Origin of the sequence: Streptomyces sp. 2323.1, from assembly GCF_900221035.1 — a bacterium.
GTDB classification, from domain to species: Bacteria; Actinomycetota; Actinomycetes; order Streptomycetales; family Streptomycetaceae; genus Streptomyces; species Streptomyces sioyaensis.
In genome coordinates this window covers 3,986,348-4,011,606 of record NZ_LT907981.1, presented here as the reverse complement: position 1 = coordinate 4,011,606, position 25,259 = coordinate 3,986,348, and the positions used below count along the sequence as shown (strand labels likewise).

The 25,259-nt window shown below is 69.2% G+C and carries 20 protein-coding genes, 1 tRNA gene and 1 pseudogene; 10 read left to right on the top strand and 12 right to left on the bottom strand.

Translation table 11 applies throughout. The annotated features are described in order from the left end of the window. The first annotated feature begins 61 nt into the window (after positions 1-61). A complete protein-coding gene (locus CPH93_RS17035) occupies positions 62-610 on the top strand; it encodes a helix-turn-helix domain-containing protein (protein WP_006604436.1) in 549 nt (182 codons plus the stop codon). Positions 611-651: 41 nt separating this feature from the next. Further along, the gene (locus CPH93_RS17030) at positions 652-2,184 is read left to right on the top strand and encodes a serine/threonine-protein kinase (RefSeq protein WP_096213343.1); all 1,533 of its coding nucleotides are present in this window, start codon (positions 652-654) and stop codon (positions 2,182-2,184) included. A gap of 39 nt (positions 2,185-2,223) precedes the next feature. On the opposite strand, the gene CPH93_RS17025 is transcribed toward CPH93_RS17030, so the two are convergent. The 12 genes from CPH93_RS17025 to dnaA all read right to left on the bottom strand — a co-directional run bounded on the left by CPH93_RS17025 (position 2,224) and on the right by dnaA (position 18,795). Continuing rightward, positions 2,224-3,633 carry a hypothetical protein gene (locus CPH93_RS17025; RefSeq protein WP_096213342.1) on the bottom strand — a complete coding sequence of 470 codons (1,410 nt, stop codon included), beginning with the start codon at positions 3,631-3,633 and terminating at the stop codon, positions 2,224-2,226. After that, positions 3,627-5,549 (bottom strand): vWA domain-containing protein, encoded by a 1,923-nt coding sequence (locus CPH93_RS17020; RefSeq protein ID WP_096213341.1) that lies wholly within the window; start codon positions 5,547-5,549, stop codon positions 3,627-3,629. The genes CPH93_RS17025 and CPH93_RS17020 overlap by 7 nt, the downstream gene beginning before the upstream one ends. Positions 5,550-5,789: 240 nt before the next feature. Further along, positions 5,790-5,924: a DLW-39 family protein gene (locus CPH93_RS36815; RefSeq protein ID WP_003958712.1), complete on the bottom strand. Its 135-nt coding sequence runs from the start codon at positions 5,922-5,924 to the stop codon at positions 5,790-5,792. A 189-nt stretch (positions 5,925-6,113) separates the two neighbouring features. Next, positions 6,114-6,187: transfer RNA gene (locus tag CPH93_RS17010), tRNA-Ile, on the bottom strand. 87 nt (positions 6,188-6,274) lie between these two features. After that, positions 6,275-6,952, bottom strand: a complete 678-nt coding sequence (locus CPH93_RS17005) for a DUF3566 domain-containing protein (protein ID WP_093484158.1) — start codon at positions 6,950-6,952, stop codon at positions 6,275-6,277. A gap of 15 nt (positions 6,953-6,967) precedes the next feature. Beyond that, entirely contained in the window at positions 6,968-9,592 is a 2,625-nt protein-coding gene (gyrA, locus tag CPH93_RS17000; protein ID WP_093484159.1) for a DNA gyrase subunit A, read from the bottom strand. Between the two features lie 50 nt (positions 9,593-9,642). Next, entirely contained in the window at positions 9,643-11,673 is a 2,031-nt protein-coding gene (gene gyrB, locus CPH93_RS16995) for a DNA topoisomerase (ATP-hydrolyzing) subunit B (RefSeq protein ID WP_371126791.1), read from the bottom strand. 345 nt (positions 11,674-12,018) lie between these two features. Further along, positions 12,019-12,552, bottom strand: coding sequence for a DUF721 domain-containing protein (locus tag CPH93_RS16990; protein WP_006604429.1), 534 nt, complete (start codon positions 12,550-12,552; stop codon positions 12,019-12,021). Then, a complete protein-coding gene (gene recF, locus CPH93_RS16985; RefSeq protein WP_096213340.1) occupies positions 12,549-13,685 on the bottom strand; it encodes a DNA replication/repair protein RecF in 1,137 nt (378 codons plus the stop codon). The genes CPH93_RS16990 and recF overlap by 4 nt, the downstream gene beginning before the upstream one ends. Positions 13,686-13,747: 62 nt before the next feature. Further along, a complete protein-coding gene (gene gnd, locus CPH93_RS16980; protein ID WP_096213339.1) occupies positions 13,748-14,626 on the bottom strand; it encodes a phosphogluconate dehydrogenase (NAD(+)-dependent, decarboxylating) in 879 nt (292 codons plus the stop codon). 183 nt (positions 14,627-14,809) lie between these two features. Further along, positions 14,810-15,940 carry a DNA polymerase III subunit beta gene (dnaN, locus tag CPH93_RS16975; protein WP_093488890.1) on the bottom strand — a complete coding sequence of 377 codons (1,131 nt, stop codon included), beginning with the start codon at positions 15,938-15,940 and terminating at the stop codon, positions 14,810-14,812. Positions 15,941-16,881: 941 nt separating this feature from the next. Next, positions 16,882-18,795: a chromosomal replication initiator protein DnaA gene (gene dnaA, locus CPH93_RS16965; RefSeq protein ID WP_093484163.1), complete on the bottom strand. Its 1,914-nt coding sequence runs from the start codon at positions 18,793-18,795 to the stop codon at positions 16,882-16,884. Between the two features lie 378 nt (positions 18,796-19,173). Between dnaA and rpmH the strand changes: the two genes are divergently transcribed. The 8 genes and pseudogenes from rpmH (at position 19,174) to CPH93_RS16925 (ending at position 25,111) form a co-directional block, all read left to right on the top strand. Next, entirely contained in the window at positions 19,174-19,311 is a 138-nt protein-coding gene (gene rpmH / locus CPH93_RS16960; protein ID WP_003949374.1) for a 50S ribosomal protein L34, read from the top strand. 24 nt (positions 19,312-19,335) lie between these two features. Next, positions 19,336-19,704, top strand: a pseudogene (rnpA, locus tag CPH93_RS16955) (ribonuclease P protein component); the annotation flags it as partial. A gap of 86 nt (positions 19,705-19,790) precedes the next feature. Next, complete coding sequence (gene yidD / locus CPH93_RS16950; RefSeq protein WP_006604423.1) at positions 19,791-20,108, top strand: membrane protein insertion efficiency factor YidD; 318 nt, start codon at positions 19,791-19,793, stop codon at positions 20,106-20,108. A 3-nt stretch (positions 20,109-20,111) separates the two neighbouring features. Beyond that, positions 20,112-21,263 (top strand): membrane protein insertase YidC, encoded by a 1,152-nt coding sequence (yidC, locus tag CPH93_RS16945; RefSeq protein ID WP_093484165.1) that lies wholly within the window; start codon positions 20,112-20,114, stop codon positions 21,261-21,263. A 15-nt stretch (positions 21,264-21,278) separates the two neighbouring features. Continuing rightward, the gene (locus tag CPH93_RS16940; protein WP_006604421.1) at positions 21,279-21,785 is read left to right on the top strand and encodes a Jag family protein; all 507 of its coding nucleotides are present in this window, start codon (positions 21,279-21,281) and stop codon (positions 21,783-21,785) included. A gap of 135 nt (positions 21,786-21,920) precedes the next feature. Next, the gene (gene rsmG / locus CPH93_RS16935; protein WP_093484166.1) at positions 21,921-22,646 is read left to right on the top strand and encodes a 16S rRNA (guanine(527)-N(7))-methyltransferase RsmG; all 726 of its coding nucleotides are present in this window, start codon (positions 21,921-21,923) and stop codon (positions 22,644-22,646) included. Positions 22,647-22,946: 300 nt separating this feature from the next. Beyond that, the gene (locus CPH93_RS16930; RefSeq protein WP_093484167.1) at positions 22,947-24,017 is read left to right on the top strand and encodes an AAA family ATPase; all 1,071 of its coding nucleotides are present in this window, start codon (positions 22,947-22,949) and stop codon (positions 24,015-24,017) included. Continuing rightward, positions 24,014-25,111 carry a ParB/RepB/Spo0J family partition protein gene (locus CPH93_RS16925; RefSeq protein ID WP_093484168.1) on the top strand — a complete coding sequence of 366 codons (1,098 nt, stop codon included), beginning with the start codon at positions 24,014-24,016 and terminating at the stop codon, positions 25,109-25,111. The genes CPH93_RS16930 and CPH93_RS16925 overlap by 4 nt, the downstream gene beginning before the upstream one ends. Positions 25,112-25,259 lie beyond the last annotated feature (148 nt).

Genomic DNA, 25,259 nt, shown 5'->3' with positions numbered 1-25,259 from the left:
CCGTAGGATGCTTCGCGAGATTCGCGGCAGCGAAGCGACCGGGGAGAACAGGGGAGACGGTATGGACGCAGCACAGCAGGAAGCCACCGCGCGGGCCCGGGAGCTGCAGCGCAGTTGGTACGGGGAACCTCTGGGTGCGCTGTTCCGCCGTCTCATCGACGATCTCGGTCTCAACCAGGCCCGGCTTGCCTCGGTGCTCGGTCTGTCCGCCCCGATGCTGTCCCAGCTGATGAGCGGGCAGCGCGCAAAGATAGGCAACCCGGCCGTGGTCCAGCGGGTACAAGCGCTGCAGGATCTGGCCGGCCAGGTCGCGGACGGCAGCGTCAGCGCCGCCGAGGCGACCGACCGCATGGAGGAGATCAAGAAGACGGCGGGGGGCTCGGTGCTGAACAACACCGCGCAGCAGACGTCTTCGACCGGAGCGACCACGGTGCGGCGCGTGGTGCGCGAGATCCAGTCGCTCCTGCGGTCCGTCTCCGACGCCGGGGACATCATCGATGCGGCGAACACCCTCGCCCCCGCTCACCCCGAACTGGCAGAGTTTCTCCGGGTTTACGGTGCCGGCCGTACCGCGGACGCGGTCGCTCACTACGAAGCGCACCAGAGTTAGCCACAGGGGACCTTGCGAGTTCAGAAAGCGGACGGGGCGCCATGGGTGAGATCTTCGCCGGCCGGTACGAACTGATCGACCCGATCGGTCGGGGCGGGGTGGGCGCGGTCTGGCGCGCCTGGGACGCCCGGCGCCGCCGCTACGTTGCCGCCAAGGTGCTGCAACAGAGCGATGCGCACACCCTGCTGCGCTTCGTCCGCGAGCAGGCACTGCGGATCGATCATCCGCATGTGCTCGCCCCGGCGAGCTGGGCCGCGGACGACGACAAGGTGCTGTTCACCATGGATCTGGTGAACGGCGGCTCGCTGGCGCATCTGATCGGGGATTACGGCCCGCTGCCGCCGCGGTTCGTGTGCGTCCTGCTGGACCAGCTGCTGGCCGGGCTGACCGCGGTGCATGCGGAGGGTGTGGTGCACCGTGACATCAAGCCGGCGAACATCCTGCTGGAGGCCACCGGTACCGGCCGTCCGCATCTGCGGCTGTCGGACTTCGGCATCGCGATGCGCAAGGGGGAGCCGCGGCTCACCGAGGCCAACTACGTGGTGGGCACACCCGGTTACTTCGCGCCGGAGCAAATGCTGGGCGCCGAACCGGACTTCCCCGCCGACCTGTTCGCGGTCGGCCTGGTCGCGCTCTATCTGATCACCGGCGTCAAGCCGGACGCCGAGGCGCTGACCGACGTCTTCGCCGAGCGCGGCATCCCGAACGCGCCCGAGGGCGTGCCGGAGCCGCTGTGGCAGGTGCTGGCGTCCCTGGTGCACCCCGACCCGGAGGCCCGCTTCAGGACGGCCACAGGGGCGCGCAAGGCCATCCTCGCGGCCGTCGAGCTGCTGCCGGACATCACCATCGAGGACGAGATCGTCGAGGTCTTCGACCACATAGGCCCGCTGCCGGCCGGCTTCGGGCCGGACGGGCCGCTGAGATCCGCCGGGGGCGCCCAGGGGCCCGCGACCGCCGGCGCCACCACAGGCACCGCGTCCACCGGACACGTCTCCATGTCCGACACCGGCAGCTTCCAGCTGGCACCGCCGGAGCCGAGCACCTCGCCCACGCCCACTCCTGCGCCCGCCCCCACGCCGGTGCCGCCGTCGCCGCCGGGCACGGCGCACACGGGCCACGGAGCGACGCCGACGGGCCATGGAGCGACGTCCACGGGTCATGGCAGCATGCCGCCGGGCCAGGTGGGCCCAGCCACGGGACATGGGGGTCCCTCCACGGGACACGTGGGTACGCCGACGGGCCACGGCGGTACGTCCACCGGCCATGGCGCCCCGGCCGCCCCGGCGGGCCCCGTCGGGCCGGGCACCTCGTCCGGCGTGCCCCTGCCGCCGCCGGCCCCCGCGTACGAGCCGACGGCCGCCGTCCACCCGGAGCACTCCGCGACCCGCCCCTACACGGCGGGTCCGCAGCCGGTCCCCGGCCGGCCCCCGGCCGGGTCAGCCGTCGCCGCGCCGGCCGCGGCGCCCCCCACCCCGTACCGGAGGCCGGGGCCACCCGCGAAGGTCGCGGTCCCGGTGCTGATCGTGGCCCTGCTGTGCATCGCGGTCGGCGTCTGGGCGCTGCTGACCGCCTGACACACCGCCACGGGCCGGTGCGGGACGGCCCGCCGCCCGCTACCAGCCCCGTGGCGGCCCGAACTGCGCGCCCCGCTGCCCCTGTTGCGTGGTCCGGGTCGACTGCCCCGGCAGCGCGGGCGGTGCCGGCGGCTCGCCGGAGGCCCCCGCCACGCCGACCGCACGCGGCGCCTGCCGCCGGGCCACCAGCGTCCACGTTCCGAGCCCCGCCAGCAGCACCACCCCGGTGCCGATCCCGGCGTAGGCCACCGTCATCAGCGTGCCGCTCGTCGCCGCCTCCTGTGCGGTCTGTCCCTTGCGCGCCGTCTCCTGGTCCTCGGGCGTGACGGAGAAGGTGCCGGCCGGCTTGGTGTAGCCGGGCCCGGCCTTGGGGTGGAGCCGGACGTCCACCCGGAGCGTGAGGTCCGTGCCCTTGGGGAAGTACTGCGCGGCATCGGGGTGCAGGGAGACCGCGAGGTAGTACCAGCCCGCGAACCGCATCGCGCTGACCGCATCGACCGGGTTGAAGCGGTTGCCGTAGTCGACCGGCGCGGTGAACTGCTTGGCGGCGGCGGGCTTGCCGCCGTACGGCACGAAGGTGGCGGTGCCGACCGCGCCGCGGGCCGGGTTGTAGATGCCCAGCCCCAGGGCGTTGCCGACGAATCCGGTGGTTTTGCCGGTGGCGTTCGGCAGCTCCGCGCTGAGGTTGAGGCGCTGGCCCCAGTCCACCGGGACGCGGTAGAAGCGGGTCTCGCCGGGCCTGATCCGGTCCGTCCAGACTCCGGTGGCCACCGAGCCGGCATCGTTGAAGCCGGTGCCTCCCCTGGCGGCGCGCTTGGTGGGGTCGGTGCGCGGTGCGGGCGTCGCGGTGCTCCAGGTGCCCTGGCCGGGCCGGGCGGGCGTGCTGCCCTTGAGCGGGGGCTCTTCGAGGTAGTCCAGCTCGATCGGCCAGGTGTCGGGCCCGGAGGTCGCCGCGCCCTCCCTCTTGAGCACCAGGTAGTACGGGCCGGCCTTCTGGCAGTCCGGGCGGTCGGCGCCGATGCGGCGGGTGGCGTAGTCGGCGATCGGATAGGCCATGCCACCGCCGCGGAAGAACGGGCTGGCTCCCGTGTCACAGGTATTGCCGCTGCTGTCCTGGACGTTGATGGTGAGCTTGTCACCGTAGTCCTCGACCTTGGTGCCGGGCCGGGGCGCCACGACGGCCGAGAAGTACGCGTTCGTCCGGTCGTCCAGGGTGACGGCGTAGTACTTCTGCTCGCCGCGCTTGATGGCGTCGGTGTGCAGTCCGGGCTTCAGCTGCGGTGCGTCGTCGGTGCTGGGGGTGCCCCCGATCTGCGTGGCGCCGTCCGCGGTGCGGTAGCCGGGGACCGCGTCGGCCGAGGCCACGCCCACCGTCCCCGGCAGCACCGCCACCGCGGCGAGCGTCGCCAGCACGGCGATGCCCCTGTGCGTCGTGCGCGCCGTCACCACGAGCCACCCCTCCTCGGATCCGGGTCCCCGTCGGCAGCGGCCGGCCGACGGCGGGGCCGTACGTAGGACAGCGCCAGGCCGGCCAGCAGCAGTACGCCCACCCCGCCGACGGCGACCGCCACCACACGGCCTGTGGACCATCCTCCCCCGCTGTCCTGCGCGACGTCCGCCGAGGGCCCGGATTCCCTCCGGGAGGCCTCGGACACCGACGCCCCGGTCTGCGGACCGTCCTTCTCCTTGCCCAGCACGGCGACCCGCAGCACCACGCCGATCTGCGGATTCTCCGCGATCTGGGAGGCGCGGGCGCCCAGCGTCACCGCGAGGTAGAAGTCGCCGTTCTGGTGCACGGGACGGACGTTGGGGTGTGCCTCGTAGCGGTTGGTCCAGGCGACCGGGACCGTCCCCATGCTGAGCGACGCCGACCGGCCGTTGTAGGGCACGTGGGGACTGAATTCACCGGTGCCGTTGCCGACCGGTGTGCGGAACGGTGTGTAGACCTGGGTGGCGCCGTAGGACGGAGCGGCGCGGTAGCCCTTGGTCCTCGGCTCGTTGGCGAACTCCACGTCATAGCGCAGCTGCTGGCCCCAGCCGACCGGCACCTTGTACCAAAGGGTCTGCGCCGGCAGGATCTTGTCCCGCCAGACGCCCTGGTGCAGCGTGCGGGCGTCATTGAAGCCGGTGCCGCCGGTGACGTCCTCAGGGGCGGTGGCGGGCAGCGTGGCGTCCTTGCCGCCCGCGCCGTACTCCGGTGCGGACTGTGCGGGCGTGACGCCCTTCTTCAGCGGATGTTCCACGTGAAACGTCAGCTCCAGCGGCCACCGTGCGGCGTCCGAGCCCCGGGCGGCCTTGCGCTCGACGACCAGCCAGTACCGCCCGGCCTTGTCACAGCTGCCCGTGCCTCTCTGCGTGGGTATCCGGCTGACGCCCGACGTCAGCGGTGCCGCGCCCTCCCGCTGTGCGAACAGCGCGGTGGTGGAGTCGCAGACGCCGTCGCTGCCGTACGCGACCCGGGTGTGCAGCGCATCGAGCAGGCCGACGGCCGCGCCGGACGGAGGCACCACGGTCGCCGAGAAGTCGGCCGCCGAGGCGGCATCCAGGTCGGTGGCGTAGTAACGCTCCTCGTTGGGCCCGAGGGAATCCAGATACTGGCCAGGTGCGAGGACCGGTGCCCCGCCCCGGGTCGCCGTGCCGCGGACCTGCTTCCCCTTGAACCGGTAGCCGTCCGCGGAGAGTTGGCCGGCCCGCTGGAGCTGACGGGCGAGCGCCTTGGCATCCGGGGCGTCGTAGTACCGACCGTTGCCCGCCTTGGCGATGCACTCCAGCTGTGTACGGGCCCTGCCCGCCACCTGGAAGCCGACGGTGTCGATGTGCAGATCGACACCGGATGCGGCGAGTTGGGCGGCGACCTTGCAGGGCTGCGGCGTCCGGCAGGTGTCCTCGCCGTCGGATATCAGCAGGATCGTGCGCGTGCCGAGCGAACCGGCGGCAGGACGGGGAAGGTCCGCGGCCGCCTTGCGCAGGGAGAGCCCGATGGGGGTGTCGCCCTGGGGCCGGACGCCCGCCACGGCCTTCTTGAGGCCCGCCCGATCAAGCGCGGCGACCGGCTGGGCGAGCCGGGTGTCGTCGCACCCCTTGGGCTTGTCGGCACCGTAGACCCGCAGGCCGGTCGGGTAGCCGTCGGGCATCGCGTCGACGACCGTGCCGACGGCCTTACGGGCGGCGTCGATCCGGGTGCCGCCGGAACCGTCCTTGCCGGCCATCGAGCCGGAGGCGTCGAGCACCATCACCATCCCGGTGCCCTCGGCGGCCGGTCCCCTGGCCGGTGTGGCCGCGCCGGCCTGCAGCGGCCCGGCGGTCAGGGCCAGCAGCAGCCCCCCGAGCAACGCCGGCACCCCCCTGCGTGATCGTCGCGCCATGCCCTGCTCCCCCTTGCGTCCTGCTGGTCTCTCCACCGACAGAATCTTTGCTTATGCAAGCTAATGGTGTGCTTTAGCAAACCCAAGGGGTCACCGTCACGGTCCCGCAACGACCATCAGCCGCCCCGGCGCCACCGCCGGCCCCGCCACCGGAGACCGCGCCGCCCGCCCCGGATGCACGAAACCCCGACCACCCAGGGGCAGTCGGGGTCCGTACGAATGTGCTGTGCGTGTGGGGTCTCAGACACCCGAACCTGCGGGCACGGAGTCGGTCGCCTCCGTCCACAGATCCTGCTCGGCGCGATCCGCCTGGATCTGGCGGTACACGAGGAGCCCGCCGATGGCGGCCAGTGCGACCAGGAGAAGCTTCTTCACCGCGCGACCTCGTCTTTCGTTGACGTAGGGGACCTATGTCGGCCGATGATACACACCGGTTGATACCGATCGGTTACCTAGCCCACAGTCGGCAACACCTCGCCCGCGGCGCCCGCCGCGAGCCAACTTCCGCCCGCGTACAACGAATCGGCCCGGCCGGAGAATTCTCCGGCCGGGCCGACTGTGCAGTGCGGCTACCAGGACTTGAACCTGGGGCCTCTTCCTTATCAGGGAAGCGCTCTAACCGTCTGAGCTATAGCCGCGCGTTCGCTGCACCGAAAGATTAGCGCACTTCAGAGGCGTTCCCAAAATCGGATCCGGGAGCCTTCCGCACACCCGTCCGCGCGGGCTCAGTCGTCCTCGGCGAGGGTGAGCTCGACACCGCCGACGAAGCCCGCCGACAGGTTGTAGATGAAGGCACCGAGCGTGGCCAGCGCGGTCGCCAGCACCACATCGATCACCGCGATGATCGAGGTGAACAGCAGCACCCGCGGCAGCGACAGGAAAGACTGCAGATCGAAGCCGGAACCGTCGCCGGAGCCGGTCGCGTCACTGATCGTCCCGCCGACCGTGGTGAAGACGCCCATGGCGTTCATGACCATCCACAGCACCGCGACGGCCACGACCGTGCAGATGCCCAGCGCGATGGAGAGCAGGAAGCTGACCTTCATCACCGACCACGGATCGGCGCGGGCCACCCGCAGCCGGGCCTTGCGGGTCCGCGGGGCCGTACGGGCGCCGGTGCGCGGCAGGCGGACCGCGGGCCCGCCCTGCTGGCCGCCGCCGGTGGCATACGCCTGAGGAGGCTCGTACGGCTGTGCGGAGCCGCTCTCCGGCCGCCCTTGGGGCTGCGGTTGCGGCTGACGGGTATCGGTCACGGGTCCCCCCTGGTGAGAGCCCTCGTCTCGGGGGCCGGTGTCAGAAACGGCGGAGCCACGGGCGCTGTCATCCGTCACGGTCGCGGGTCCGGACGAGGAGTCCTTTCCGGCTCCCGATCCACCCGCTGCAGCGCCCGTGGCTCCACTCACGACCTACTCCTCGTACTACTCCGCCGCGGGCTGCTCGCCCTCGGCCACTGTGGGCTCGGTTCCCTCGGCCGCGTCGGTCTCCTCGGGCGCCTCGACCCCGTCGACCTCTTCGGCCTCACGGCCGGCCTCTGCGTTCCGTGCGATGCCGACGACGGCATCCCGCTTGCCCAGGTTGATCAGTTGGACGCCCATGGTGTCACGGCCGGTCTCCCGCACTCCGTTGACCCGCGTACGGATCACGCCACCGCCGAGCGTGATCGCGAGGATCTCATCGGTGCCCTCGACGACCAGCGCGCCGACCAGGGAACCCCGGTCCTCCACGATCTTGGCGGCCTTGATGCCCAGACCGCCACGGCCCTGGACACGGTACTCGTCGACCGGAGTGCGCTTGGCGTAGCCGCCGTCCGTCGCGGTGAAGACGTACGTACCGGCGCGGACCACGTTCATCGAGAGCAGTTCATCGCCCTCGCGGAAGCTCATGCCCTTCACACCGGAGGTGGCCCGGCCCATCGGGCGCAGCGCGTCGTCGGTCGCGGTGAACCGGATCGACTGTGCCTTCTTGCTGATCAGCAGCAGATCGTCGGTGTCCGAGACCAGCTCGGCGCCGATCAGCTCGTCGTCCGTGCCGTCCTCCTGCTCGCGCAGGTTGATCGCGATCACACCGCCGGAGCGGGGCGAGTCGTAGTCCTTGAGCGGCGTCTTCTTCACCAGGCCGGCCTTGGTGGCGAGCACCAGATACGGCGCGGCCTCGTAGTCGCGGATCGCCAGGATCTGCGCGATCTGCTCGTCCGGCTGGAAGGCGAGGAGATTGGCCACATGCTGACCCCGGGCATCGCGCCCCGCGTCGGGGAGCTCGTACGCCTTGGCGCGGTAGACCCGGCCCTTGTTCGTGAAGAACAGCAGCCAGTGGTGGGTCGTGGAGACGAAGAAGTGGTCGACGATGTCGTCTTCCTTGAGCTTCGTGCCCCGCACGCCCTTGCCGCCGCGCTTCTGCGAGCGGTAGTCGTCGGTCTTGGTGCGCTTCACATAGCCGCCACGGGTGATCGTGACGACGATGTCCTCCTCGGCGATCAGGTCCTCGATGGACATGTCGCCCTCGAAGGGCACCAGCTTGGAGCGCCGGTCGTCGCCGAACTTCTCGACGATCGCGGCAAGTTCCTCGCTGATGATCTGGCGCTGGCGCTCCGGGGAGGCCAGGATCGCGTTGTACTCGCTGATCTTGCGCTGCAGCTCGTCGTGCTCGGCGGTGATCTTCTGGCGCTCCAGGGCGGCCAGCCGGCGCAGTTGCATCTCCAGGATCGCGTTCGCCTGGATCTCGTCGATCTCCAGCAGGCCCATCAGGCCCTCACGCGCCACCTCGACGGTCTCACTGCGCCGGATCAGCGCGATGACCTCGTCGATGGCGTCCAGCGCCTTGAGCAGACCGCGCAGGATGTGCGCCCGCTCCTCGGCCTTGCGCAGCCGGAACTTCGTCCGGCGGACGATGACCTCGACCTGGTGCGTGACCCAGTTGCGGATGAACGCGTCCAGCGAGAGCGTGCGGGGCACCCCGTCGACCAGCGCGAGCATGTTGGCACCGAAGTTGGTCTGCAGATCGGTGTGCTTGTAGAGGTTGTTGAGGACGACCTTGGCGACCGCGTCCCGCTTGAGGACGATGACCAGGCGCTGGCCGGTACGCGAGGAGGTCTCGTCGCGGACGTCCGCGATGCCGCCGACCTTGCCGTCCTTGACCAGGTCGGCGATCTTCTGTGCGAGGTTGTCCGGGTTGACCTGGTAGGGCAGCTCGGTGACCACCAGGCACTGGCGGTTCTGGATCTCCTCGACCTCGACCACCGCGCGCATCGTGATCGAACCGCGGCCGGTGCGGTAGGCCTCCTCGATGCCCTTGCGGCCGACCACCAGGGCGCCGGTGGGGAAGTCCGGGCCCTTGATCCGCTCGATCAGCGCCTCCAGCAGCTCCTCATGGGAGGCCTCCGGGTGCTCCAGCGCCCACTGGGCACCGGCGGCGACCTCACGGAGGTTGTGCGGCGGGATGTTGGTGGCCATACCGACCGCGATACCGGCCGAGCCGTTGATCAGCAGGTTGGGGAACCGGGCCGGCAGGACCGTCGGCTCCTGGTTACGGCCGTCGTAGTTGTCCTGGAAGTCGACGGTCTCCTCGTCGATGTCCCGGAGCATCTCCATCGACAGCGGCGCCATCTTGCACTCGGTGTACCGCATGGCCGCGGCCGGGTCGTTGCCCGGAGAACCGAAGTTGCCGTTGGAGTCGACCAGCGGCATCCGCATCGACCAGGACTGCGCCAGGCGGACCAGGGCGTCGTAGATCGAGGAGTCGCCGTGCGGGTGGTACGTACCCATGACGTCGCCGACGACGCGGGCGCACTTGTAGAAGCCCTTCTCGGGGCGGTAGCCGCCGTCGTACATCGCGTACAGCACCCGGCGGTGCACCGGCTTGAGGCCGTCGCGTACGTCGGGCAGCGCACGCGAGACGATGACGGACATCGCGTAGTCGAGGTAGGAGCGCTGCATCTCCGTTTCGAGCCCGACGGGCTCGACGCGCATGCCCACGCCTTCGATGGCGGCGGGCGTGCCCTCGGCGGTCACGCCGTCCGGGGTCACGGGGGTGTTCTCGTCGGCCATGGTGGTTCAAAGTCCTTTCGAGCTGCGGCTGTTGTACGGGCCGACAGGGCTCAGATGTCGAGGAAGCGGACGTCCTTGGCGTTGCGCTGGATGAACGAGCGGCGTGCCTCGACGTCCTCACCCATCAGCACCGAGAACAGGTCGTCCGCGCGGGCCGCGTCGTCCAGCGAGACCTGACCCAGGACACGGTGGTCGGTGTCCATGGTCGTGATGCGCAGCTCCTCGGCGTTCATCTCACCGAGACCCTTGAAGCGCTGGACCGAGTCGTCCTTGATGCGCTTGCCGCTCCGCTTGCCGAGTTCGATCAGCGCGTCCCGCTCCGGGTCGGAGTAGGCGTACTCGAAGTCGTCCCGGCCCCACTTGATCTTGTAGAGCGGCGGACGGGAGAGGTAGACGTGCCCGGCCTCGACCAGCGGCCGCATGAAGCGGAAGAGGAAGGTCAGCAGCAGGGTGTTGATGTGCTGACCGTCGACGTCGGCGTCCGCCATCAGGATGATCTTGTGATAGCGGAGCTTCTCGATGTCGAAGTCCTCGTGGACTCCGGTGCCGAAGGCCGAGATCAGCGCCTGGACCTCGTTGTTCTGCAGGATCTTGTCGACCCGGGCCTTCTCGACATTGAGGATCTTGCCGCGGATCGGCAGGATCGCCTGGTACTCCGGGTTACGGCCGGACTTGGCCGAGCCGCCGGCGGAGTCACCCTCGACGATGAAGATCTCGCACTTGGTCGGGTCGTTGGACTGGCAGTCGCTCAGCTTGCCCGGCAGCGACGCGGTCTCCAGCAGGCCCTTACGGCGGGTCAGATCGCGCGCCTTACGGGCCGCGACCCGGGCCGTCGCCGCCTGGATGCCCTTGCGGACGATGTCCGCGGCCTCGTTGGGGTTGCGGTCCAGCCAGTCCGTGAGGTGCTCGTGGACGACCTTCTGCACAAAGGTCTTGGCTTCGGTGTTGCCCAGCTTCGTCTTGGTCTGGCCCTCGAACTGCGGCTCGCCGAGCTTGACCGAGATGATCGCCGTCAGACCCTCGCGGATGTCCTCGCCCGTGAGGTTGTCGTCCTTCTCGCGCAGCAGCTTCTTGTCACGTGCGTAACGGTTGATCAGACCCGTCAGCGCCGCACGGAAGCCCTCCTCGTGCGTACCGCCCTCATGCGTGTGGATGGTGTTCGCGAAGCTGTAGACACCCTCGCTGTACTGGGTGTTCCACTGCATCGCCAGCTCGACCGAGAGCAGCCGCTCCTTGTCCTCGGCCTCCACGTCGATGACCGTGGGGTGCACCAGCTCTCCCTTGCGGGAGTTCAGGTACTTCACGAAGTCGACGATGCCGCCCTCGTAGTGGTAGCGGACCGCGAGGGGCTTGCCCTCCTCGTCCACATGGTCCGGGCGCTCGTCCGTCAGCGCGATCGTCAGACCCTTGTTGAGGAACGCCATCTCCTGGAAGCGCCGGGACAGCGTCTCGAAGCTGTACTCGGTGGTCTCGAAGATGTCACCGTCGGCCCAGAACGTCACCGACGTGCCGGAGTCCTCGGTGGCCTCGTGCTTGGCCAGCGGCGCGGTCGGCACACCGAGCTTGTACTCCTGCGTCCAGCGGTGGCCGTCCGTGCGGACCTCGACCGCCACCCGCTGCGACAGCGCGTTCACGACGGACACACCCACGCCGTGCAGACCACCGGAGACCGCGTAGCCGCCGCCGCCGAACTTGCCGCCCGCGTGCAGCACCGTCATCACGACCTCGACGGCCGGCTTGTTCTCCGACGGCACGATGCCGACGGGGATACCGCGGCCGTTGTCGACCACGCGGACGCCGCCGTCCGGCAGGATCGTCACGTCGATGGTGTCCGCATGGCCGGCCATCGCCTCGTCGACGGAGTTGTCGACGACCTCTTGCACGAGGTGGTGCAGACCGCGCTCGCCCGTCGAGCCGATGTACATGCCGGGGCGCTTGCGGACCGCGTCCAGGCCTTCGAGGACGGTGATCGCACTGGCGTCGTACGACTTCTCCACCGAGGAGTCGCCCAGGGCGCCGGCCGGAACCCCCTCTTCTGTAGAAGCCGTGTTGTTCTCGTTGAGGTCGCCGGAGTCGGCCACGAAGCGCCCTTTCTGGCACAGCACGAGCCCTTCCGCGCCTGTGGGGATCACCCCTGGGAAGACAGGCGGGAGCGGCTGCGTCGTTCGACATGTTCCGCGAGTGGGCGGGATTGGCACCAGTCTACCGGTAGCGCCGACACTCATGGGGGTTTGCAGGCACCTGAGTCGTCATGTGCCGCCCTGAACTGGCGTCCGCCGACTCCCCATATCCGAGAAGGGGCCTCAGGACGCTCACACGGGCACTCAGCGCTTCCGGCTGTCAACCGGCGGCTACCGTGAGCGCAGTCTCACCCGCCTCACCCGTATGCAGGGGTTCCGCCGCACGTCACCCACGGGGCCGGGGGCTCAGCCGTAGGTGTCGCCGGGGCCCTTGCTTCCCGGTGCCCGCAGCGCTCCGTAGCGCCGGGCGGGACCGCCGGGGCCCAGCACCTTGATCACCTTTACGGTGCCGTGGCCCAGGTCCTCGTTGAGGCGTGCCACCAGCGTCGGGGCCAGCAGCCGCAGCTGCGTCGCCCACGCCGTCGAATCGCACTGCACGGTCAGCACCCGGGCGTCCTCGTCGTACTTCTGCGGTTCGCAGTGCTGCGCCACCTCGGGCCCGACCAGCTGCGGCCAGCGCCCCATCACCCCGCCGACCGCCGCCGGGGTCTCCCAGCCGCGCTCCGTGATCAGCCGGTTGATCGCCGCACCGAGCGGCAGCGGATCGCGGCCGTCCGCCCGCGCGCCCGACCGCAGCCCACCGCGCCTGGCCTGCTTCTTCTGCTGCGCGGCCGCGCCCCGCGCCCGCGCCTGCTCCTTGGCGGCCACCAGCGCCTGACGGGCCAGATCCACACCGGAGAGCTCCGGGGCCTTGGGCCGCTCGGGCTGCTCCTCGCTCACGGGGTCACCTTCTCCACGGCGCCGTCGGACACCGCGTAGCGCGCCCCGGCCAGCACCCCCGGCACATCGTCCTCCACCGCCGCCGTCACCAGCACCTGCTCGCCCGGCGCCACCAGCTCCGCCAGCCGCTCGCGGCGCCGCGCGTCCAGCTCGGCGAAGACATCGTCGAGGACGAGCACCGGTTCATTGCCCTCGGCCCGCAGCAGGTCGTACGACGCCAGCCGCAGCGCCAGCGCATACGACCAGGACTCGCCGTGGCTGGCATAGCCCTTCGCCGGGAGCTGGCCCAGCTTGAGCACCAGGTCGTCGCGGTGCGGGCCGACCAGCGTCACCCCGCGCTCGATCTCCTGCTTACGGGCCTCGCCGAGCGCGGCCAGCAGCACGCCGTACAGCTCCTCGCGGGTCCCGGCGGCGGCCATCGCCTCGCCCGCGGAACCGCGGTACTCCAGCGCCAGCGGTCCGCCGCCCGGCGCCAGCTGTTCGTAGGCCTTGTCCGCGAGCGGCTGCAGCGCGGCGATCAGATCGAGCCGCTGCGCCAGCAGCTCGGCACCGGCCCGCGCCAGATGCTGGTCCCAGACGTCCAGCGTCGACAGATCCATCTGCCGGCCACCGTGCCGGCGGGCCAGCGCGGCTGTCTTCAGCAGGGTGTTGCGCTGCTTGAGCACGCGGTCGTAGTCGGCCCGCACCCCGCCCATCCGCGGCGAACGCGCGGTGATCAGCTCGTCCAGGAAGCGCCGCCGCTCCCCCGGATCGCCCTTGACCAGCGCCAGGTCCTCCGGCGCGAACAGCACCGTGCGCACGATCCCCAGCACGTCCCGCGGCTTGACCTGCGAGGACCTGTTGATCCTGGCGCGGTTCGCCTTGCCCGGATTGAGCTCCAGCTCGATCAGCTGCTGCCGGTCGCCCTGAACGACCGCGGCCCGGACGACCGCTCGCTCGGCGCCCATCCGCACCAACGGCGCGTCCGAGGAGACCCGGTGGCTGCCGAGCGTGGCGAGATAGCCGACCGCTTCGACCAGATTGGTCTTGCCCTGTCCGTTGGGTCCCACGAAAGCCGTGACGCCCGGTTCGAGCGGAACCTCGACCCGGGCGTACGAGCGGAAGTCGGCGAGGGACAGATGCGTGACATGCATGACTGAGCGCCGACCTCCCCCGGCTGTTCCTGCGGTTTCGTACTGCTTCTAACTGCTGCGTGCTACTTCTTGCTCTCGACCGCGTGGCCGCCGAACTGGTTGCGCAGCGCGGCGATCATCTTCATCTGCGGGGAGTCGTCCTGACGGGACGCGAAGCGGGCGAAGAGCGAGGCCGTGATCGCGGGCAGCGGCACGGCATTGTCGATCGCGGCCTCGACCGTCCAGCGGCCCTCGCCGGAGTCGGCGGCGAAGCCGCGCAGCTTCTCGAGGTGCTCGTCGTCGTCGAGGGCGTTGACGGCCAGGTCGAGCAGCCAGGAACGGATGACCGTGCCCTCCTGCCAGGAGCGGAAGATCTCGCGGACGTCCGTGACGGAGTCGACCTTCTCCAGCAGCTCCCAGCCCTCGGCGAAGGCCTGCATCATCGCGTACTCGATGCCGTTGTGGACCATCTTGGCGAAGTGGCCGGCGCCGACCTTGCCCGCATGCACCGCACCGAATTCGCCCTCGGGCTTGAGGGCGTCGAAGATCGGCTGCACCGTGGCGACATCGTCCTTCTCGCCGCCGTACATCAGCGCATAGCCGTTCTCCAGGCCCCAGACGCCGCCGGAGACACCGCAGTCGACGAAGCCGATGCCCTTGGCCTTCAGCTCCTCGGCGTGCTTCTCGTCGTCGGTCCAGCGGGAGTTGCCGCCGTCGACGACGATGTCGCCCGGCGACAGCAGCTCGGCCAGCTCGTCGATCGTGGACTGGGTGGCGGCACCGGCCGGCACCATCACCCAGACCACCCGCGGACCCTTGAGCTTGTCCACAAGCCCCTGCAGGCTGTTGACATCCGCCAGGTCCGGGTTGCGGTCGTATCCGATGACGGTGTGGCCGGCGCGGCGAATGCGCTCGCGCATATTGCCGCCCATCTTGCCGAGACCGACGAGACCGAGCTCCATCAGAGACCCTCTTTGCACGTAGTCGTTGCTGTCGTACCCGAGTCCGAGCCTACGCCCGCAGGTCCGTGCACACCTGTGGGCTCAGCCGCTCATCAGGGGCCCTTCAGCCGGTCGCCACACGGGGCGGGGCCAGGGCACCGGCGACCCACGGCGGCTGAGCGCCGCGGGTCGCACGCACGGCCGTCAGCCCGACAGCCGCACCGGCATGATCAGGTACTTGTACGCGTCGTCCGCCTCGGCGTCCTTGGCCGGCCGGCCGCTCAGCAGCGCGGGCTTGGTCGAGGTCGTGAAGGACAGCTGCGCCACCGGGGAGTCGATGGCCGACAGGCCTTCCAGGAGGAAGCCGGGGTTGAAGGCGATCGAGATGTCGTCGCCGTCCAGATCCGCGTCCACCCTCTCCACAGCCTGTGCATCATCACTGGAGCCGGCCTCCAGGATCAGCACACCCTGCTCGAAGCTCAGCCGGACCGGGGTGTTCCGCTCGGCCACCAGCGCCACACGCTTGACGGCCTCGACGAACGGGGCGGTCTCGATCACGGCGACGGAATTGAACTCGGTCGGGAAGAGCGTGCGGTACTTCGGCAGGTCGCCCTCCAGCAGACGCGTCGTCGTCCGCCGTCCGGCGCCCTCGAAACCGATCAGGCCCTCGCCCTGCCCGGAGCCGGACAGCGCGAGCGTGACCGTGTCGCCACTGCTCAGGGACTTGGCGGTGTCCAGCAGGGTCTTGGCCGGGACCAGCGCGACCGCGGAGGCGTCCGGGCTCTCCGGCTTCCACAGGAACTCACGCACGGCGAAGCGGTAGCGGTCGGTGGAGGCCAGGGTGACGGTGTCGCCCTCGATCTCGATCCGTACGCCGGTGAGCACCGGGAGGGTGTCGTCACGGCCGGCGGCGATGGCGACCTGGGCGGCGGCCGCAGCGAAGACCTCACCGGGGACGGTGCCGGTGGCGGTGGGCATGGCGGGCAGCGCCGGGTACTCCTCCACAGGAAGGGTGTGGAGGGTGAACCGCGAGGAGCCGCAGACGACGGTCACTCGTACACCGTCGGTGGAAATCTCCACCGGGCGGTTGGGGAGGGCGCGGCAGATGTCGGCGAGCAGCCGGCCGGAGACGAGGACCGTGCCCTCCTCTTCCACCTCTGCGTCCACCGAGACCCGTGCGGAGACCTCGTAGTCGAAGCCGGAGAGGCTCAGCGCGCCGTCCTCCGCCTTCAGCAGCAGGCCCGCGAGGACGGGCACCGGCGGACGGGCCGGGAGGCTCTTGGCCGCCCAGGCCACTGCCTCCGCGAGTACATCGCGCTCCACCCGGATCTTCACCGGAACCGCCTCCTGCTGTTGCTGGCTCTCGCCCTGCTGGCCTTCGTCGTCGGCTGAGTTGCCGGAGACCAGTCTGACGCACGCCACCGACAGTCGGTGCGGCTCGGGGTCAAGTCGGATCGACCGATGCCGGACGCCCGGCGGCCAACTTGTGCACAGGCCCCGTTTCCGAACGAGTTCCCCGGTAGATATCCGTGGTCGTAGTAGTAGGGGCTGTGGAAACCGTGGACAACTGCTTTTGCGCAGGTCAACACGGATTTTTTGTCCACTGCTCCTGTGGGCGGCGGCCGTGGATAAGCCGGCGATGCTGTGGACCGCCAGAAGTTCTGCACACCCGATGCACAGGAGACGGCTACTTCTCCCCAGTGCCATCCCCAGCTTTACCCCGGTTCCCCACAGCCCAACCAGCCAACTTGGTGTGACGGCTTTCACTCGGCCCGGTGAGAGCGGGTGTTGCGTTGCCGAACAGTGGACAGGGGTGTGGAGAAGCTGGGGACAACAGTGGCTTGCCTGTGGGCGGCCGGTGGACAAGACCGTACCTCCCCTGTGGACGAATTCTCTGTCCACATCCTGTGGAGGGCGGTTGGCCACAAATCCACACGCGGCTGACCTCCCCCGATGCTCCGTCAGCTCATCGTCCTGTGGATCCCACAGGGATAACTTTCCCCTCCCCAGGATGTGGAAGGAAATTTGTTGCCCAATCTGTGGAGAGAGGCCGTGACCGGGCCGGGATTCGAACACGGCCGGCGCGCTCCACAGGTTTGGGACGGCGGCGGGGCAGATCGATCCGCGGCGGAAGCACCCCTGAGGCGGCTCGGGACGGGCTCCGAACCGGCTCGCAACGGGCTCGGGAGAGCGGGTACGACGAAGGGCGCTCCGGGAGCGGGTCCCGGAGCGCCCTGGGCGTCCTGTGGTGGCCGGGGCGGGCCCTGGCGCCGGCCTCAGCCGTTCTTGATGCGGTTGGTCAGCTCGGTGACCTGGTTGTAGATCGAGCGCCGCTCGGCCATCAGCGCGCGGATCTTGCGGTCGGCGTGCATGACGGTCGTATGGTCCCGGCCGCCGAACTGCGCGCCGATCTTCGGCAGCGAGAGATCGGTCAGCTCGCGGCACAGATACATGGCGATCTGGCGGGCGGTCACCAGCACCCGGCTGCGCGAGGAGCCGCACAGATCGTCGATGGTCAGCCCGAAGTAGTCGGCCGTCGAGGCCATGATCGCGGTCGCGGTGATCTCCGGCGCGGCGTCCTCGCCCCCGGGGATCAGATCCTTCAGCACGATCTCGGTCAGCCCCAGGTCCACCGGCTGCCGGTTGAGCGAGGCGAACGCGGTGACGCGGATCAGCGCGCCCTCCAGCTCACGGATGTTGCGCGAGATCCGTGACGCGATGAACTCCAGCACCTCCGGCGGCGCGTTCAGCTGCTCCTGGACCGCCTTCTTGCGGAGGATCGCGATCCGGGTCTCCAGCTCGGGCGGCTGGACGTCGGTGATCAGACCCCACTCGAAGCGGTTGCGCAGCCGGTCCTCCAGGGTGACCAGCTGCTTGGGCGGCCGGTCACTGGAGAGCACGATCTGCTTGTTCGCGTTGTGCAGCGTATTGAAGGTGTGGAAGAACTCCTCCTGCGTCGACTCCTTGCTCGCCAGGAACTGGATGTCGTCGACCAGCAGGATGTCCATGTCGCGGTAGCGCTTGCGGAACGCGTCCGCCTTGCCGTCGCGGATGGAGTTGATGAACTCGTTGGTGAACTCCTCCGAGCTCACGTACCGCACCCGGGTGCCCGGATACAGACTCCGTGCGTAGTGCCCGATCGCATGCAGCAGGTGGGTCTTGCCCAGCCCCGACTCCCCGTAGATGAACAGGGGGTTGTACGCCTTGGCCGGCGCCTCGGCGACGGCGACCGCGGCGGCGTGCGCAAAGCGGTTCGAGGCACCGATGACGAAGGTGTCGAAGAGGTACTTCGGGTTCAGCCGCGCGGTCGGCTCACCGGGGCCGGTCGCCGGCGCGGGCTGCGCAGCGAGCGGGCTGGGCGCACCGCTGGGCGCCGGAAGCACGGCGCCGGGGCCGGAGCCGGGAATGCCCGAGCGGCCGCTGTGCCCGCCGGGCTGGTGCTCGGAAAGATCGCGGCGCGGCTGGTCGTAGCGGGAGCGTGGATCGTCGGAGTGCTGTGACGGCCCGCCGCGGTCGGGCGTCTGCCCGCGATAGTCGTTCTGCCGCTGCTGGTGCTGCGCCACATGGGACGACGGGGAGGCGTACGGATCGCGGTCGGGGTAGCCGCCCAGGTGCTGCTGCCAGCCGTAGTCGTCGCGCGGGCCGGGGCCGCCGCCCATGGGGGAGTGCTGCGGCCAGCCGCCGGGCTCGTGCCGGGGCTGCTGGTAGTCCGGATAGGCGGGCCGGACGCCCGGCAGGTCGTCGCCCTGGTGCCCGTAACCCTGCCGGCTGTCGTGCCGGGGCTCGTAGCTGTCGTACTGCTCATGCTGCGGCGACTGACGCGACTGCTGGTGCGACTGCTGGGAGTGCGGGGCCTGCTGCTGAGGCGGCTGGTGCTGCTGGGGGGCGGCGGGCGCGGACGGTGCCGCGGGCTCCTCGGAGGAGTCGTCCACGGTGATCGCGATCCGGATCGGGCGGCCGCACTCATGGCTGAGGGCCTCCCCGATCAGTGGCGCCAGCCGGCCCTCGAGCACGCCCTTGGCGAATTCATTGGGCACGGCGAGCAGTGCGGTGTCGGCGACCAGCGCCAGCGGCTGGGTGCGCTTGAGCCAGTCCTGGTCCTTGGGCTTGAGGCCGTCGGCCTCCGCACGAAGGAGATGATCGAGTACCCGCGGCCACACTGCGGCAAGATCGGCAGGGACATCAGCCACAGGGCACGCTCTCTCACAGTCCCACGAATGTGTGATTCTCAGGACGGGCGGGAAGGAATCGGAGTTCAGCCACGGTAGTCAGGGCGGGCCTGGGTATTCAAGTTGTTGTCCACAGGCTGTGCATAGTGTGTCCCGGTGCGGGGCCGGCAGGAGCTGCCGAGGAGCCGGTTTGACCGGATGGCGTAGCCGCGCGTACCGTGACCAGGTCGAGTTGTCGATGGCTGCTGCCGCCTGCCTCCGATGGGCAAAGATCACGCTCGAGTGATCGTGTAGCGGTGCACTTAGGCGTTGCGAGCTACTCGTGGGCGCACGGTGACAGCCAGTCGACGCCCCACATCTGTCTCTCCTTGAGACAACAAGCATTCCTGGAGCCCCCGAGTGAGCAAGCGCACCTTCCAGCCGAACAACCGCCGCCGCGCGAAGACCCACGGCTTCCGTCTGCGCATGCGGACCCGTGCCGGCCGCGCGATTCTCGCGTCCCGCCGTGGCAAGGGTCGCGCCCGTCTGTCTGCCTGAGCAGCCTGAACCTAGGTCCATGACGTGCTGCCTACCGAGCATCGGCTGAGGCGGCGCGAGGACTTTGCGACCGCGGTACGCCGGGGACGCAGGGCCGGGCGCCCGCTCCTTGTCGTTCATCTTCGCAGCGGTGCAACGGACCCGCACGGGTCGGGGGAAAGTGTTCCCCCGGCACGTGCGGGTTTCGTCGTGAGCAAGGCAGTTGGCATCGCTGTCGTCCGGAACAAGGTCAAGCGCAGGCTCCGCCATCTCGTGCGCGACCGGCTGGACCGGCTGCCCGCCGGTAGCCTGGTTGTCGTACGGGCCCTGCCCGGCGCGGGTGATGCTGATCACGATCAGCTGGCCCGCGACCTGGACGCCGCCCTGGAGCGGCTGCTGGGAGGGGTGCCGAGAGGCTGCAATCCCCCGGGGGCTGCGACCGGCGGCAGCTGCGCCGCGGGCCCCCGGAACCCCGGACGGGACCCGGGAGGGAGCGCACAGTGAAGTACCCGCTGCTGCTTTTGATCAAGATTTATCAGTGGACCATCAGCCCCCTGCTGGGACCGGTCTGCAAGTACTACCCGTCGTGCTCGCACTATGGCTACACGGCCATCGACCGGCACGGCGCGGTGAAAGGGACTGCGCTGACAGCCTGGCGCATCCTGCGGTGCAATCCGTGGTCGCTCGGGGGCGTCGACCACGTCCCTCCCCGGAAGCGTCCGGTTTGGCATCAGCGGCTGAGGAGCCGCCTGGGCGGGCCCACCGTCCCTGAGCCTGTCGCCCAGCCCGAGACTCAGCCCAACGCCCAAGGAGCCTGATTCGTGGACACGATCCTCGGTCCCCTCTATATCGCTGTTTCCTGGATCATCGTCCAGTTCCACTCGTTCTACAGCCTCATCTTTGACAAGGACAGTGGCGCGGCGTGGGGTCTGTCCATCGTCTCGCTGGTGGTGCTGATCCGTATCTGCCTGATCCCGCTCTTCGTGAAGCAGATCAAGTCGACGCGGAACATGCAGGCGCTCCAGCCGAAGATGAAGGCGATCCAGGAGCGCTACAAGAGCGACAAGCAGCGCCAGTCCGAAGAGATGATGAAGCTCTACAAGGAGACGGGCACCAACCCGCTCTCGAGCTGTCTCCCGATTCTGGCGCAGTCGCCGTTCTTCATCTCGCTGTACCAGGTTCTGAGCCACATCGCGCAGAACAAGACGGTCGGCGTCATCGACCAGTCGCTGCTGGAGAGCGCGCAGAAGGCGCACATCTTCGGTGCCCCGCTCGCGGCGAAGTTCATGGACAGCGCGGCCAAGATCGAGAGCCTCGGCGCTTCGGTCACCAACGTCCGCGTGGTCACGATCATCATGATCGTCCTGATGTCTGCGTCGCAGTTCTACACGCAGCGCCAGCTGATGACCAAGAACGTCGACCTCACGGTGAAGACGCCGTTCATGCAGCAGCAGAAGATGCTGATGTACGTCTTCCCCATCATGTTCGCCGTCTTCGGTATCAACTTCCCCGTCGGTGTTCTCGTCTACTGGCTGACCACCAACGTGTGGACCATGGGCCAGCAGATGTTCGTCATCCGTCGTAACCCGACCCCGGGCAGCAAGGCCTTCGCCGAGCGTCAGGAGCGGCTTCGTGCCGCCGGCAAGCTCGTCGAGGACCCGGCCGAGGTCGCGGCGAAGCAGGCCGCCGAGGAGGCGCGCCAGCACCGTCAGCAGCCCAAGCGCCAGACGAAGGCCAAGCGGCAGACCGGCGGCGCCCCGGCCGGCGGTGCGCAGAACCGTACGCGTGCCGGATCTGCGGCGCGTGACGCGGATGCCGCCACGGCGGGCTCCGGTCAGGGTGCCGGGAAGAAGCAGTCGCTGGAGAAGAAGGACGCGCAGGGCGGCAAGGAGAAGGGCGGCGCCTCCGGGTCCCGCACCACCAAGTCCGGACAGCGCAAGGGCCAGCAGCCCAAGCACCCGTCGAAGAAGTAAGAAGGAGTCCCTTTCGTGACGGACACGACCCCTGCCGCCGAGGGCACCGACACCCTGACTCGCCTGGAACAGGAAGGCGAGATCGCGGCCGACTATCTCGAGGGCCTGCTGGACATCGCCGACCTCGACGGCGACATCGACATGGATGTCGAGGCCGACCGTGCCGCAGTGTCGATCATCAGCGACTCGAGCAGCCGTGACCTGCAGAAGCTCGTGGGCCGCGACGGTGAGGTGCTGGAGGCGCTGCAGGAGCTGACCCGGCTGGCCGTGCACCGCGAGACCGGTGACCGCAGCCGTCTGATGCTGGACATCGCCGGCTTCCGGGCGCGTAAGCGTGAGGAGCTTGCGGAGATCGGTGCCAAGGCGGCCGAGGAGTGCAAGGGCACCGGTGAGCCGGTGAAGCTCGACCCGATGACGCCCTTCGAGCGCAAGGTCGTCCATGACGCGGTGGCCGCCGCCGGGCTCCGGAGCGAGTCCGAGGGCGAGGAGCCGCAGCGCCGAGTGGTCGTCCTCCCGGCCTGACCGCTCAGCGCTCCCGTTTTTCTTTGGCCCCGTCTGCTCGCAGGCGGGGCCAAAAGTTGTCAGCGTTCTGTGTTATCCCGGGTGGTTGACCCGGGTTCCCGGCAGGAAAAGCAGTCCAAAGGAAGGGCGGTTCCCGTGACGGAGGCAGCAGCGGAGCTCCCTCCTCCGCCGAAAGCGGCGGAGGAGGTATTCGGCGAGCGTTTTGCGGAGGCCGTGCGGTACGGCGAACTGCTCGCCGACGCCGGCGTGACGCGAGGGCTCATCGGCCCGCGCGAGGTGCCGCGCCTGTGGGAGCGGCATCTGTTGAACTGCGCGGTGCTCTCCGAGGTGGTGCCCGAGGGCGTCACGGTCTGTGATGTGGGCTCGGGGGCGGGGCTGCCCGGTATTCCGCTCGCCCTGGTGCGCCCGGATCTGAAGATCACGCTCCTGGAGCCGCTGCTGCGACGTACGAACTTCCTTCAGGAGGTCGTCGAGCTGCTGGGGCTGGACCATGTCACGGTCGTGCGCGGCCGGGCCGAAGAGGTCATGGGCAAGCTTCCGCAGGTGCATGTGGTGACGGCGCGCGCGGTGGCTCCGCTCGACCGGCTGGCCGGCTGGGGCGTTCCGCTGCTGCGTCCTTACGGAGAGATGCTGGCGCTCAAGGGCGATGCCGCGGAGGAGGAGCTCAAGGGTGCCCGGGCGGCGCTGAGCAAGCTCGGCGTGGTGGAGACCTCGGTGGTGCATGTCGGCGAGGGCATCGTGGATCCGCCCTCGACCGTCGTGCGGGTCGAGGTGGGCGAGAGCCCGGGCGGAGTGCGCTTCGCGGCCAAGCGGGCGAAGGCGGCCCGGGCGAACCGGGTATCGAGGGGTCGCCGACGCTGATGTCGGAGTGATACAGATCAGCACTGAGTGAGGCGCGGAGTCTGCCGGTCCGTGAATGAGGATCGGCAAATTCCGTAAATGCCATCAAAACGACACAAGACGGAGTGTCGCGGCTCATTCAGACGTGACGCTGGCATCGTGTTTCACGTGAAACGTCGTTCTCTGCTGCAAGGGATCATCGGCCGTGGTCGTGCGGCCGCCGCGCCGCGCGACCGCAGGCCCACAAGGGTCACGGAAGTATCCACAGAAGTGGGTTCGTCCACAGGAGAACGGACCTCACTGGTTCACGACACCGAAAGCATGGCAGGCTCTGAACATTGCGAGCCCTCTGTCGAGGAGAGTGAATCCTTGCGGTCCGACGCCAACATCGCGGGACCGATGACCGATCCGGTCCCCGGTCCCCGTAGCGAGTCGTTCGGGGACGACGTTTCACGTGAAACGCCGCCCCCGATGGACGACACCCCGATCGGTCGTGCAGCTCAGCTGGCGGTGGAGGCACTTGGCCGCGCGGGTGAGGGGCTGCCCCGGCCTGAACAGACTCGGGTCATGGTGGTTGCCAACCAGAAGGGCGGGGTCGGGAAGACCACGACCACGGTGAACTTGGCGGCCTCCTTGGCTCTGCACGGTGCACGCGTGCTGGTGATCGACCTTGACCCCCAGGGCAACGCCTCGACGGCGCTGGGGATCGACCATCACTCCGAAGTGCCGTCCATCTATGACGTGCTGGTGGAGAGCAAGCCGCTCTCCGATGTGGTGCAGCCGGTCGTGGATGTGGAGGGCCTGTTCTGTGCGCCCGCCACGATCGATCTGGCCGGTGCGGAGATCGAGCTGGTCTCGCTGGTGGCACGCGAGAGCCGGCTGGACCGGGCCATCAAGGCGTATGAACAGCCGCTGGACTACATCTTCATCGACTGCCCGCCCTCCCTCGGCCTGCTGACGGTCAACGCTCTGGTTGCCGGCGCCGAGGTACTGATCCCGATTCAGTGCGAGTACTACGCCCTTGAGGGGCTGGGCCAGCTGCTGCGGAATGTCGACCTGGTGCGGGGACATCTGAACCCCGCGCTCCATGTCTCGACGATCCTGCTCACCATGTACGACGGGCGCACCCGGCTGGCCTCTCAGGTAGCCGATGAAGTGCGCAGCCACTTCGGCCACGAGGTGCTCCGTACGAGCATCCCCCGGTCGGTGCGCATCTCCGAGGCTCCCAGCTACGGGCAGACGGTGCTCACCTATGACCCGGGCTCCAGCGGCTCGCTTTCCTACCTCGAAGCGGCCCGGGAGATCGCATTGCGTGGGGTCCCGCAGACCGGGGGCCAGGGCCTCAGCGTGAACTATGAAGCACAGCACAGCATCTCGGAGGGGACGCAGTGAGCGAACGACGTAGAGGCCTGGGCCGTGGGCTCGGTGCGCTGATCCCCGCGGCACCGCAGAGCACGGACCATGCCGGAACCGCCGGGCAGGGTGCGACGTCACCGTCCGCCGTACCGGTCCTGACCACGGAGCGAGGAGTAGCGGCCGCCAAGGTGACCTCGCTGCCGGCGCACGGTGTTTCACGTGAAACGGAAGCACCGGCCGGGAGGGAGACATCGGAGACGGGCGTCTCGGAGGTATCCGGCGCGCACTTTGCCGAGGTGCCGCTGGATGCGATCAAGCCGAACCCTCGCCAGCCGCGCGAGGTCTTCGACGAGGACGCCCTTGCCGAGCTGGTGACCTCCATCAAGGAGGTGGGTCTGCTCCAGCCGGTGGTGGTCCGACAGACGGGACCGGGGCGGTACGAGCTCATCATGGGCGAGCGTCGCTGGCGGGCGTGCCGTGAGGCCGGCCTGGAGAAGATCCCCGCGATCGTGCGGGCCACCGACGACGAGAAGCTGCTGCTCGACGCCCTGCTGGAGAACCTCCACCGGGCACAGCTCAATCCGTTGGAAGAGGCGGCTGCGTACGACCAGTTGCTCAAGGACTTCAAGTGCACCCATGACGAGCTGGCCGACCGGATCGGGCGTTCGCGTCCGCAGGTCTCCAACACGCTGCGGCTCCTGAAGCTCTCGCCGTCCGTACAGAAGCGTCTTGCCGCCGGTGTGCTGTCCGCGGGTCACGCCCGCGCGCTGCTGTCCGTGGAGGACTCGGAAGAGCAGGACCACCTTGCTCGCCGCATTGTTGCGGAGGGGCTCTCGGTCCGTTCGGTCGAAGAGATCGTGACACTGATGGGGACGGCCCCCCAGAGTGCGAGCAAGGCCAAGGGGCCCCGTGCGGGTACCCGGGTGTCCCCCGCGCTCACAGGTCTTGCCTCCCGGCTGTCCGACCGCTTCGAGACCCGGGTGAAGGTCGATCTGGGGCAGAAGAAGGGGAAGATCGTCGTCGAGTTCGCCTCGATGGATGATCTGGAGCGCATCCTTGGCACCCTCGCCCCTGGTGAGGGACGCGTTCTGGGCCAGACACTGGCCGAGGAGAGCCACGAAGAAGAGTGAGCTGACCCCTCGGCCCTGGGCGGGCCGTGTTCCGGAGTCCATACCGGAACACGGCCCGCCCTTTGCTCTCTTGCGGTACCCGTGCCCGTAAAGGGTGGTTACGATGCGTTCGGGTATGGCACGCATCCATGTGGAGACACCTCATACC

What these genes read in the sequence shown, in the direction of transcription:
- CPH93_RS17035 (WP_006604436.1), top strand. Translation starts at nt 62, where the DNA reads ATGGACGCAGCACAGCAGGAAGCCACCGCGCGGGCCCGGGAGCTGCAG.
- CPH93_RS17030 (WP_096213343.1), top strand. Translation starts at nt 652, where the DNA reads ATGGGTGAGATCTTCGCCGGCCGGTACGAACTGATCGACCCGATCGGT.
- CPH93_RS17020 (WP_096213341.1), bottom strand. Translation starts at nt 5,549, where the DNA reads ATGGCGCGACGATCACGCAGGGGGGTGCCGGCGTTGCTCGGGGGGCTG.
- gyrA (WP_093484159.1), bottom strand. Translation starts at nt 9,592, where the DNA reads ATGGCCGACGAGAACACCCCCGTGACCCCGGACGGCGTGACCGCCGAG.
- recF (WP_096213340.1), bottom strand. Translation starts at nt 13,685, where the DNA reads ATGCATGTCACGCATCTGTCCCTCGCCGACTTCCGCTCGTACGCCCGG.
- gnd (WP_096213339.1), bottom strand. Translation starts at nt 14,626, where the DNA reads ATGGAGCTCGGTCTCGTCGGTCTCGGCAAGATGGGCGGCAATATGCGC.
- CPH93_RS16930 (WP_093484167.1), top strand. Translation starts at nt 22,947, where the DNA reads ATGGCAGGCTCTGAACATTGCGAGCCCTCTGTCGAGGAGAGTGAATCC.